This is a genomic window from Phytohabitans maris, assembly GCF_031085175.1.
GTDB lineage: Bacteria > Actinomycetota > Actinomycetes > Mycobacteriales > Micromonosporaceae > Phytohabitans > Phytohabitans maris.
This window is the reverse complement of record NZ_JAVHUY010000037.1, coordinates 48,988-60,200: the sequence shown is the minus strand read 5'-3', so window position 1 is coordinate 60,200 and position 11,213 is coordinate 48,988. Positions and strand designations below refer to the sequence as shown.

Annotated in this window: 11 protein-coding genes; 4 read left to right on the top strand and 7 right to left on the bottom strand. The window is 68.7% G+C overall.

What is annotated here, in order from left to right; genetic code table 11:
- Positions 1-11: 11 nt before the first annotated feature.
- From RB614_RS31630 to RB614_RS31610, 5 genes are all read right to left on the bottom strand, one after another.
- Positions 12-1,316 carry a PD-(D/E)XK nuclease domain-containing protein gene (locus tag RB614_RS31630; protein WP_308716345.1) on the bottom strand — a complete coding sequence of 435 codons (1,305 nt, stop codon included), beginning with the start codon at positions 1,314-1,316 and terminating at the stop codon, positions 12-14.
- Positions 1,313-3,169 (bottom strand): argonaute/piwi family protein, encoded by a 1,857-nt coding sequence (locus RB614_RS31625; protein ID WP_308716344.1) that lies wholly within the window; start codon positions 3,167-3,169, stop codon positions 1,313-1,315. The genes RB614_RS31630 and RB614_RS31625 overlap by 4 nt, the downstream gene beginning before the upstream one ends.
- An 85-nt stretch (positions 3,170-3,254) precedes the next feature.
- A complete protein-coding gene (locus tag RB614_RS31620; protein WP_308716343.1) occupies positions 3,255-3,608 on the bottom strand; it encodes a hypothetical protein in 354 nt (117 codons plus the stop codon).
- 297 nt (positions 3,609-3,905) lie between these two features.
- The gene (locus RB614_RS31615; RefSeq protein WP_308716342.1) at positions 3,906-4,334 is read right to left on the bottom strand and encodes a hypothetical protein; all 429 of its coding nucleotides are present in this window, start codon (positions 4,332-4,334) and stop codon (positions 3,906-3,908) included.
- Positions 4,282-5,382: a hypothetical protein gene (locus RB614_RS31610; RefSeq protein WP_308716341.1), complete on the bottom strand. Its 1,101-nt coding sequence runs from the start codon at positions 5,380-5,382 to the stop codon at positions 4,282-4,284. The genes RB614_RS31615 and RB614_RS31610 overlap by 53 nt, the downstream gene beginning before the upstream one ends.
- On the opposite strand from RB614_RS31610, the gene RB614_RS31605 reads away from it, so the two are divergent.
- The 3 genes from RB614_RS31605 to RB614_RS31595 all read left to right on the top strand — a co-directional run bounded on the left by RB614_RS31605 (position 5,372) and on the right by RB614_RS31595 (position 7,796).
- Positions 5,372-5,680, top strand: coding sequence for a hypothetical protein (locus RB614_RS31605; RefSeq protein WP_308716340.1), 309 nt, complete (start codon positions 5,372-5,374; stop codon positions 5,678-5,680). The genes RB614_RS31610 and RB614_RS31605 overlap by 11 nt on opposite strands.
- Positions 5,681-6,342: 662 nt before the next feature.
- The gene (locus RB614_RS31600; protein WP_308716339.1) at positions 6,343-6,681 is read left to right on the top strand and encodes a helix-turn-helix domain-containing protein; all 339 of its coding nucleotides are present in this window, start codon (positions 6,343-6,345) and stop codon (positions 6,679-6,681) included.
- Positions 6,669-7,796 (top strand): tyrosine-type recombinase/integrase, encoded by a 1,128-nt coding sequence (locus RB614_RS31595; RefSeq protein WP_308716338.1) that lies wholly within the window; start codon positions 6,669-6,671, stop codon positions 7,794-7,796. The genes RB614_RS31600 and RB614_RS31595 overlap by 13 nt, the downstream gene beginning before the upstream one ends.
- Before the next feature lie 303 nt (positions 7,797-8,099).
- Here RB614_RS31595 and RB614_RS31590 read toward each other — a convergent pair whose 3' ends face one another.
- Positions 8,100-9,182, bottom strand: coding sequence for a CaiB/BaiF CoA transferase family protein (locus tag RB614_RS31590; protein ID WP_308716337.1), 1,083 nt, complete (start codon positions 9,180-9,182; stop codon positions 8,100-8,102).
- Between the two features lie 46 nt (positions 9,183-9,228).
- Between RB614_RS31590 and RB614_RS31585 the strand changes: the two genes are divergently transcribed.
- Positions 9,229-10,023: an enoyl-CoA hydratase/isomerase family protein gene (locus RB614_RS31585; RefSeq protein ID WP_308716336.1), complete on the top strand. Its 795-nt coding sequence runs from the start codon at positions 9,229-9,231 to the stop codon at positions 10,021-10,023.
- A 15-nt stretch (positions 10,024-10,038) separates the two neighbouring features.
- Here RB614_RS31585 and RB614_RS31580 read toward each other — a convergent pair whose 3' ends face one another.
- Positions 10,039-11,058 carry a phosphotransferase family protein gene (locus RB614_RS31580; protein ID WP_308716335.1) on the bottom strand — a complete coding sequence of 340 codons (1,020 nt, stop codon included), beginning with the start codon at positions 11,056-11,058 and terminating at the stop codon, positions 10,039-10,041.
- Between the last annotated feature and the right edge of the window lie 155 nt (positions 11,059-11,213).

Here is an 11,213-nt window from a genome sequence, read left to right as displayed (position 1 = left end):
GCGCGTGGTGGTCAGGCGGCCTTCTTGGTGCGGGATCTTCGCGCCGCTGGCGATGTCCCACCGAGATCGGCGCCAGGCGGGGGAAGTTGGCTGGGACGGGACACGATCACGACGTCGATCACATCTTCCAGCGCCAGGAGGGCGGAGGTGGTGACGTCGTGCTCCTGCACCGAGGACGAGGCGTCGTAGATGAACACGATGATCTTCTTGTAGGTGGTGCGGTCACGCAGGTACGCGACGGAGTCTTCGAAGACCTGCTTCTCGATATGCTTGAACTCGCCCGCGGATCGGACGTACTTGATCTCGACGAGGACGCCGAGATGGGGCAGCCCGAAGTCCGAGCGGTAGGAGCTGTGCCCGAGCTGTGGCAGCGGCTCCTCGTCGACGAGGTCGTCGAACACGGCGCGGAGCAAGATCCAGACGATGTCCTGCACCTCCCGCTCAGAGCTGACCTCCCAGCGGATCGGGTGCTTCATGTCGGCTGGGTCGTCCCACCGCCACCGCTTCATCGCGGCGGGGAAGCGACGCAGGACGACGCCGACGTGGTTGCGACTGAGCATCGTGCTGTCGATGATCCGCCCGGCCGCGGAACGGAGCAGGGCCGCTTCGCCGACCGACAACTCGCCCGCATCGGTGCGCAGCAGGCCGGTCAGGATTCGGCGTTGGACCCTAGGCAGGTCGGTGTCCGGATCGACGAAACGCGCCGTGCCAGCCGTGACCATCAAGTGAGTCAACGCGAGGTCAACCAGGTCACCTGAGCTGGCCGGGTCGGGCAGTATCGACGCCTGGTCGGTGAGCATCGCCCGCACATGCCGGCGGAGCAGCTCCAGGTGTGCGCCGTCTGCGCGGAATCGGCTGTCTGCCAGCGCCTCAAGTAGCCACTCACGCACCTGAGGAAGCTCCGCCTCAACGGCTGCGGCGGCGAGCGCGATCCCAAGCAGTTGACGGGGGTCATGCATGAAGGTGACGCCGTCGGCCGGGAGCGGGTCCCGCCGCATCAGGTTCCGCAGGCCGTTGACGAGCGTGGTCTGGGCGACGTCGTTGCCGTGTCGTGTGGAGTGCGTCCGCGCGTATCCGAGGGCGGCGAGCACCGGGGCGTCGCCGAGCCGGTCGGCATGCTGGTCGAGCCACGGCCCGTTGAGCGGGTTGACATCCCAGGTGAAAGACACGTCGATGCCCTGGAGCAGGTGATGGGCGAAGAGCCCATCGAGGTTGCCCGGCCGGTTCGCGGAGGCGAGACTCCGCTCCAAAACGACCAGCTGACTGCCGAGCTGCTGAGCAACGATCTCGGAGGCTTCAGGCGTCGGGCTGTTCACAGGAACCACCGGCTGGTGGGGAAGGCGGTGCGCAGGATGTCCGCGTTCCAGTTCCGTACATGCCGCAGGCGGCCGAGCAGGGACGCGATCAGATCGGAATACATGATCGTGATCGGTTTGCTGGAGGGGTAGAACCGGCGCCATGACATCGCGGTGAACCGGAACGCTTGGCCGGCCAGGTACTCGATGTCGGTGAACGTCGATGCGCGGTGGAGCTTGAGCAGCAGCGGACGGGGCAGCCCGTGCGTCGGGCGTTTGATGTCATATGGGCCGGAGACGGTCAGCAGGACCTCGGTGTCGCTGATCAGCACGGCGTGTCCGCGGCGTGGCACGTAGCGGCCCTTGGGCTGGCGGTTCCCGGACGGCATCCTGGCGCTGCCGACACCGTCGGCGGTGGTGTCGAACAGGCACCAGTCGTGCTCGTCGCCGACGTGGACGAAGGCGAACTCGACTGCCCGGAACTCGGCGAGCATCTCGGTCACCAAGGACTTGACGGCTTCGGCCTCGGCGTCCTTGAGCGCCTTGAAAACGTGGAAGATCAGCCGGATCGCGTCGTCGGGCTGCCAGCCGTTGCGCTGCTTCACCTCCTCGATGCACACCCGCAGCGCGCGCAGCAGCTCCTGCGGGTACTGGTCGTAGTCGGCCTCCCGCGAGGTGTTTGACAAGATGTAGTTGCCATCAGCGGAGAAGACCGTGGTGATGCCCACGACCCGCTCCGGCGGCCCGAACCGGCTCGGTTTGATGTGCGCGCTGCCAATGCCGATCACGAGCTCGTGCGCGATCGTGCGCGTCGCGGCGATCACGAACGGGATGCCGCCGAGCTTGGCGTAGCACTGCAAGGCCATGCTGTCCAGCGGGTAGGCGATGTCCCCGCGGCGGATCGTCTCGATCTGCATCTCCTGCACCGGGACGCCCTGGCCCATCAAGGTCGACTTGGCCACCAAATACGGGCTTTGGTCACCCTGCAGGTGCTCCTGAGCCTCACTGGTGATCACCACCGCGAGGTCCGGTTTGGGAGCACGTTGCGCGGCGGCCAGACACGCCTCGCGGTACGCGGCGACGTCGCACGGGCCGGTCGCCTCGAACGCCTCGATAACCACGTCGCAGTCGGAGAGCCGGTACTTACGCGCGAAGCCCTGGGTGAACACCCTGCCGTCAGGTACGCCCTGCCGGAACGCGTGCATGAAGACCTCGACACCGCCCTGGAACGCGCGCGGCGTCAGCACCACGATCCGGGGCCGGCGAGGCGTGAAGAACTGCGAGTCGAACGGGCCGTACTCCGCCAGCCCCTTCTCCGCAGACCGGTTGGTCTTGTCGCCGCCCTGGTCGAAGACGAACGTCGGCTCGTCGAACTTCGTCGACTGCGCCCGCGGGGCGCGGGAGCTGGCCGACGTGCTGCCGATCGGGAGCCCGATCTCGACCTCGACTCCATCGGCGATCCGTAGCGGGCCGCCTTCGGCGAGGCGGTTCGCCAGCGCGGTGGTCCGGGCCAGGCGGCCTTCGGCGCCGGTCAGGCCGAACGCGGCCTCCTCCAGCCGGTCCAACAGGGCCTCGTGCCGGCCGCCGGTGAGGGCCTTGACCACGTCCTTGAACGTGTCGAGGCGGCCTTCGAGCCACGCCTCGCCGGCCTCTACCTCCTGGACTTTCGGGGCGTCACGCAGGTGCAGCCGGCCGCCGCGTACCGAATCGACCGCACCAACAAGCCGCCGGTACGCGTGCTCGTCGAGGTCCGGGTTGAACGGCACCTCACCGGTCTTGGCCAGCACGTACCGGCCCTGCATCTCAAGGCCCCGCTCAAGTAGCTCGGCCACGGTCAGGTCGATCTCGTACCGGGTCTTCACCCCGACGATCACGCCCGGCTTCGAGCTCGGGCCGCTGACCCGAGTGTCCAGGTAGAACTGAGGAAAAACGTGCAGCCCACCTAGCGCGCCCCGCATGTCACCCGCGGCCTGGGCGAGAAGGTCCTGCTGGGAGTACCGGGACACGAACGTCGGGTGGGCGAACGGAGCGCAGCTGGTAACGCATCGCGATCACCTCGCGGATCAGCGCCTCCCGCAGGAGCCGCATCGCCAAGCCCTTGTGCTCGCGGAGCACGAACTCTTCCTGCTCGCCGATCTCGTTGGTGCCGTCCGTCAACGGCGCGCACACTACGCGGTGGCCCTCGCGAGCAACGACGTACGAGCCCCGCAGCTCTGCACGGAGGGCGTCGAGCTGGTCACCGGACTCAAACGGCACCACTCCGGCGTAGAAGGCATCACGGCCACGGAACCGAACCGGCAGGAAGTTCGCCACCAAGTTCGGCGGCACCCGCCGTGGAGGAGTGGGAACACCGGCCACCACTGCTCAACTCCCATCATTCGACGCCAACCTCAACCAAGTGCCCGAAGGACCCCGAGAGACGTTCAGCGTCACCGGGGGGCTCCGCAGTACGTCCAACCAAGACGCTACAAGGCATGTACGACACCTTGACCAGGCCAAGGACCTGGTCAAGGGCCAATCCTGCGGCTGACATAGGCCCGCTTCACCGCAGCGCCGGGCCGGTGCCTCGGCGCGCCGGGCGTGGAACTGTTTCGCCGAAGCGTCCGCGGGCTAAATGACGTTCTGTGCTCGGTAGCGGGCGAGGATTGCGCCGACCTCGGTGCCGTTCTGCCCCGGCGTGGTGAGGACGTCGAGCAGCTCGAACGTGCCGGTCTTGAAGACCAGCTCGACGATCTCCTCCAGCTCCTCCAGGGACACGACCGTGGTGGGGTAGTCGGCTTCGGGCAGCCGCAGGGTGGTCATCGTCTGGGACAAGGGATCGTCGAGTGTCAGCTGACGGTACTGCTTGCTGTTGATCATGTAGTGGGGCTCGGCGACAACGATGATGCCCCTGATGTTCCGCGAAAAGCGCTCGGGGAAGATCTTGTCCTCGCGGGAGATCATCCCGGCGGTCCTGTTGACCTGCTTGACGGCGTGGCCCACGTCGTCATACGCGTCCCTGAGATAGGCGGCGAAGCCGAGGCGGTTCTGAAGGTTCACCCGTGCGGACTTGACCTCGAAGACGACGGTGATGTCTGGCTGGCCCGAGGGTGAAGTCGGCCGTCATCCGCTCCCCGTCCCTAGTCGGGTAGGAGCGCTCGGGAATGAGGAGCGTGGGATTGAGGCGGGCGAGCAACTCGCCGACGTACGCCTCCAGAACCACGCCGGCGTCGCCACTGAAAGGTGTCGCGCCCTTGGTGGCCTTGTCCGGCCGGGGCCACAACTCGTTTCCGATGGCGTACAGCGACGCCGGTCCCAGTCGCTTGGCGACGAGGTGCATGCTGGGCGCGATGCAGTGGCCGTCGGGCATGCGGACGAAAGGATGCGTGACGAGCGGATTGAAGTCCAGCCGACGTAGACGCGCGTCCTCGTGGCGCTTCTCCGCCGCCCAGCGGCGGTGGTCGGCGTAGTCGGCGACGAAGAACTCGTTGAAGACGAACTTGACGTCGTCGGAGGTCACCGCGGCGTCCTCGAGCGTGCCGGCGTGCACAGCGCGGCGTAGCCAACTCGGGTCGAACCAGCCGCTGTTTCTGGCCGCGATCATGCGGATGACGGCAGCGGACCGAAGAACGACTCCGATCGGCCGGCCGAGGCCCCGCTCCCACGACGCCTGGCTGAGCACCGCGCAGGATCGGGGCAAGGCCTCATAGTCGCGGTCGTACAAGGCGATCGAGCGCGCGTGTTCGCGCTCGACAGCGTGCCTGAACGGAATCTGCTCATACACGGCGCGGACGAGCAAGCCGTCGAAGCCGTCGCCGTCCTGCCATTCTGAGACGTAAGGATCGTGCAGGTTGTGGTGGATGCGTCCGAGCTCGATCAGGTCTGCCTCGGTGGGGACAACGCCGCCGTCGGCACCGTGCGCGAGGCTCTCCCGCGCGATCGACGGGATCGACCACGGCGAGGTGGCGCCAGATATCCCCTCAACCTCCTGGCGCGCCGAGGCTCCGGCGAGGAGACCGAGCAGCGGAACCGGGTCGAACCGCGCGATCGCCGCGACGAACTCGGCGTAGGTCGTCATGCCGTGATTCACAAACAGATTGTCCGTCACCGCCGTGTACCCCGACCTCGACACCCTGAACTGGGACCCGAAGGAGACCGATGACGCCGGGACCGTGATCGGCACGGTCGAGGTCGTGGCCGAGGTCGACGGTCACATGTACAAGAGCGACGTCTACGCCGCCGAGGACGACGACGGGTTCGAGGTCCTCGAGTTCGACTGGAACGACCACATGTCCTGGGTGAGCTTCACCGTCGAAGCGCGCCTGCGGTGGGACGTCACCGCATACCCCGACGAGGCCCCGAAACTGGACTTCGACAGCGCCGCGCCGACGTACGCGATGACGTGAGCGGATCGTGCCGGGCGGCCCACCGGGTCGTCCGGCACCTTCGCCAGCAAGTTGATCCGGACCGACACTCCGCCCGGCCTGGCCGCTCAGGTCGACAGCCGGGGCGACCACGGCAACGGCTGCATCGACCGCATTCCCAGAATCATCTCGTCGCCCTAGATGCATCGTCACTCATTCGGCCCAACCCGAGACCCACAGACCCAGCACGCCACGCCGTATCCCGAACAGACGAGGCACCTACGAGCCGCCCCAGTCCACATGGGACGCGGCGTCGCGAAGCGACCATCAAAAGCCGCAGGTCAAGCACCCATTTTACTCGATGATCTTCGATGGTATAGCGGCACACCTACGAAGTAAAAGTCTGTCGGTCTGCGGCCGCAGCTCAGAACGGCTGTAGGTGATCGCGAATCTGCGCCGATGTGACCCCGGACGCCGGTCCCGCCCGCGCTGTGGTCGGCGCCCGCGACGCCCGAGCGGCCACGTTCAAAGATCAACAAGTTCATAGGCCCATTCCATCGGCCGGTGCCCGCAGGGTGCCGGCCGTCGCCGTTTCTTGCCGGCGCCGCCGGCTCTCTCGACCAACGAACCGATCTTGGAGCTCACTGATGGCTACGCCATACCACTCGAACCGATCCACCAACCCCAACTCGCAGGACCACCCCGTGCGTCGACCCGACGCAGTGCCGGCCGATGACGGTGATGTCCTGCTCTACACGCCTGCCGAGGCCGCCCGCCGCCTGCGCGTCCGCGAGTCCTGGCTGCGCAAGAAGGCGGCCGCCGGCCAGGTGCCGCGCACCCTGCTGGGCAAGCACCTGCGCTTCTCCGAAGCGGACCTGGCCGCGATCGTCGCCGCGTCCGCCCGCGCCGCTACCGGCCGGCGACGCCGCCGCAATCCGGCATCAAGGGAGGGCGGCCGCGACTTGCCACGGTCGCCACAACGAAGCGTCCATGCACATCGCGATGACCACCCCTCCGATGGGAGCAGCCCATGGCATGGATAGAACGACGTGGCGACCGGTTCCGGGTCCGGCTCCGGCTGCCCGACGGCACGGTCGGCACCGACTCGTCCCACCCGACACGTAAGGCGGCCGAGCTTCGCTGCAAGCAGGTCGAGATCGACCAAGCCCAGGACACCTACCTCGACCCCGCCCGCGGCCGCATCACGGTGGCCGAGTGGGTGCAGATCTGGCAGCCGGGACACCTGGCCGGGGAGGCGAAGTGGGCCGCATACCACAGCCACCTGCGCAACCACATCCTCCCCCGCTTCGGCGACAACCAGCTGTCCAAGATCGACCGCCAAGCGGTCAAGGCGTTCGTCAAGCACCTCAAGCGCCATTTGGCGGACAGCAGCGCGGCCAGCGTCATGTCCCTGTTCAGCCTCCTCATGCGCGAAGCCGTCGCGGACCGGCGGATCCCGATCAACCCCTGCTACGGAGTCAGGGGCGTTACCCGCCAACCCCCCGAACGACCCGACGCCACCGCGATCCAGGTCAACCAGATCGCCGCCCGGATCACCCGCCGTCAGGACCAGATCCTCGTGATCACCGCCGCCTACACCGGGATGCGGTGGGGCGAACTGGTCGGCCTATCGCGTGTCAACGCGCACCTCGATGACGGGCTGCTACGCGTCGACCCGGACACCGGCGCGCTGCACGAGGTAGGTGGACGTCTCTACCTCGGCCCGCCCAAGACCACCGGGTCGGCCCGGGACGTGCACCTACCGGCGTTCCTCATCGCCCTCATACAGGAGGTACTCGACAGCCACGACCACGACACCGTCTTCTGCGGGTCCCGGGGCGGGTTCCACCGCCGGTCCAGCATGTCCCGCCGCGTCTGGGGGCCGGCGGTGAACGGCGACCCCCGCCGACGCACCGGACCGATCGTCGCCGGCATGCACTTCCACGACCTACGGCACACCCACAAGACCTGGATGATCGAGGACGACATCCCCGAGGTCGCCCAAGCCAAGCGCCTCGGCCACCGCCTCACCGGCGTGCGCGGCATCTACAGCCACGTCACCCCAGCCATGCAGCAACGCATCACCGATGCCCTCCAACAACGCTGGCACGCCAACCAGCTACCCGGCGGTCAACGGCGCCACCTCCGGGCAGCCTGATCACGGCCCAAACGCCCACACACCCGGTTCATCCGGTTTCCAAGCGCCAGCATCCAGCCTCATCCGCACCGGCCGGCCGGGCCGAAACCGTTGAGCCCAGCGCGGCCCCGGCCTGACCGCATCCAGGCGGTACGTGGAGCGGCGGCATCCATCAGGGCGGTAGCTCGCGATCCATCAGCCAATCCCACCAGCGCGTCGAGCCGGTCGGCCAGCGACAGGAGAGCACCGGGCAGGTGGCCGGGAAACATACCTCCGGTGGTGCGGGGCAACTCGATCAGCGTGATCGACCTTGGGTCTCGGCCGTCACGGCGAGGACCGCCAATCCACCAACGCGGTGGCCAGATCGGTGTGGACCGCGCCGGTGGACGGGACGCCCGCAACGGATCGTCCGAAGCGCGGCGCGTGCCCGGCGACAACATGCCCGTCCACGAGCCGCAGTGCTCCGCGCGCGGCCAGATGCGGCTCGTGCACGGCCTCGTCGAACGTCAGCACCGGGGTCACGCAGGCGTCCGTGCCCGCGAAGATTCCGGCCCACTCGTCGCGGGTGCGCGTGCGGAAGACGCTCGCGAACCGTTCGGCCAGGACGGGCCAGCCAGCCCGGTCGTACTGCTCCTGCAGCGCCGACCGGGCAAGCCCGAGCCTGTGCAGCAGCAGCGTGTAGAACTTCGGCTCGAGCGCGGCGACGGCCACGAAACGGCCGTCGGCACACTCATAGGTCCGGTAGAACGGTGCACCACCGTCGAGCAGGTTGGCGGCCCGCTCCGGGGACCACCTGCCCTGCGCCCGCATCTCGAGGATGTGCTGGGCGAGCACGCTCACGCCGTCGACCATGGCCGCGTCGACGACCTGGCCCAGGCCCGAGTGCTCGCGCTCGACGAGCGCCGCGAGGACACCCACCACGAGGAAGAGCGAGCCGCCGCCGAAGTCACCTACGAGGTTCAGGGGCGGCACCGGCGTGTCGGGCGGGCCGATCGCGTCGAGCGCGCCGGTGACCGAGATGTAGTTCAGATCATGACCGGCGGTGGTGGCGCGTTGGCCCTGCTGTCCCCATCCGGTCATCCGCCCGTACACCAGGCGGGCATTGCGGCGCAGGCACTCCTCCGGCCCGATCCCGAGCCGCTCGGCGACGCCGGGACGGAAGCCCTCGATCAGCACGTCGGCACACTCCACGAGGTCGAGCACGCGGTCCAGGTCGCGCTTGAGGTCGGCCTCGACGATGGTCCGGTTTCGCAGGACGTGGCTCGGGAGTTGCTCGGCCGGCGCCCCGGGCCGCTCGACCCGCAGCACCGACGCGCCCATGTCGCCGAGCAGCATCGCCGCGTGCGGGGTGGGACCGATCCCCGCCAGCTCCAGCACCCGCAGTCTGTTCAGCGCCCCAGTGGTCACGACTGCTAGATTAGTGAACGCTCGCTAAGTTGGAAAGGGGAATGCGGTGCAGCCCGAAGTTCTGATCGAGGCCGGTGATGACGGCATCACCACCGTCACCCTCAACCGCCCGCAGTCGCTGAACGCATTGAACGAGCCGCTCGTCGCCGGGCTCACCGCGGCGCTCGACGACATCCGCCGCGACCGGCGCTGCCGGGTCGTCATCCTGACCGGCAGCGGCCGGGCCTTCTGCGCGGGCCTCGATCTCAGCGGCTACGGTGCGGATATCGAAGGGCAGATGCTGCGGCTGTTCGAGCGTCAGCGGGAGATCGCCGACCTCGCTCACCGTCTGCACGAGCTGCCGCAGCCGGTGATCGCCGCGGTCAACGGCGCGGCGGCTGGGGGCGGCCTCGCCCTGGTCTGCGCCAGCGACGTGCGGATCGCCGCGGACGGCGCGGTGTTCGCGGTCTCCTTCATCCGCGCCGGCTACTCCGCCTGCGACATCGGCGTCTCCTGGCTGCTGCCCCGGTTGATGGGCGCCGGCCGCGCGCACGAGCTCATGCTCACCGGGCGCCGGTTCGACGCGGCCGAGGCGCTGTCGGGCGGACTGCTGGCCCGGGTCGTTTCTCCGGATCAGCTGCTCGCGTCGGCCCGGCAGACCGCGACGGAGATCATGCGCAACCCGCCGGCCTCGGTCGAGCTGACCAAGGTGGGCATGTGGATCGCCGTGGAGACACCGGGCTTCCGCGCCGCGGTCGAGTTCGAGAACCGGCAACAGATGGTCGCCGCGATGACGGAGGATCAGACGGAAGCAGCGCGGGCCTTCCTGGAGAAGCGCGCCCCGGTGTACCACCGGCGCTAGGGTCCACCCGCGGGCTCAGCCCAGTCGGGCGAAGGCTTCGCGTGCCGCTTCCGCGAGGCGCACCACACGCTCGCCCTCGGCCGCTGGGTCCACGCCGTCGTCGCCCATGACGCCTGTGCTGTACCGGACGAAGATGCCCTCGAAGATGCAGGCGAGCCGCCACAGCGCAAACGCCTGGTACCACGGCAGATCGGAGACGTCCCGACCGGTACCGGCCTGATACGCCGCCACCAACTCCTCGCGCGACGCGAACCCCGGATGCGCCGTGGGCGACTCCAACAACTCCGCCTCGCCCGGCTGCCGCCAGGTGGCGACGAGCCAGCCGAGGTCGGCCAGGGTGTCGCCGAGGGTGGCCAACTCCCAGTCGAGGACCGCGTTGATGTGGCCGTCCGGGCTGAGCAACACGTTGCCGGGGCGGAAGTCGCCATGGACCAGACCGGTGAACCGCTGCGGCGGGATGGTCCGCTCAAGCTGGTCGTGCAACTCCTCGACGAGCGGGAGCCGGCGGCGGGTCGTCAGGTGGAACTGCCGCAGCCAGCGGCGCAGCTGGCGCGCGCCGTAGCTGTCGCGCCGGCCGAGGTCGCCCAGGCCCACGGCGTCGACGTCGACGCGCTGGATGGCGGTGAGCACCCGCACCAGGTCGGCCGAGGCCCCTCGGCGGGCGCGCAGCGGATAGCCGGCGCCGTCCTCGTCGCCGGCGAGGACCGTGCCCGGCACCAGGCTCATCACATAGAACGGCGCGCCCAGCACCGTCTCGTCGGTGCACAGGCCGTGCGCGACGGGCACCGGGACGTCCGTCGTCGCGAGGCCGGTGATGATGCGGTACTCCCGGCCGACGTCGTGGGCGCTCTGCAGCACCCCACCGGTCGGCGGCCGGCGCAGCACATAGCGGTCGCCGGTGCCGTCCGCGACGCGGTACGTGAGGTTGGACCGGCCACCGGCGATGAGCGTCAACCGCGGCGGGCCGTCCAGTGCGATGCCGTTGCCGGCGAACCACGCGGCCAGGTGAGCCGTCGCGCTCGTGTCGAACTCCATCGGCTCCATCCTCGATGCCGGGTCATCCGGGGCCGTCACCATCGAGTAGAGCAGCCATGGCCGTCGGCGGCCATGATCGCGGTGATCATGGTTGGAGGTTTCTCCAGGCCCGCCGCCGGACCGGGCCCGCGCCGGCACCGCGCGCGCCTATGGTG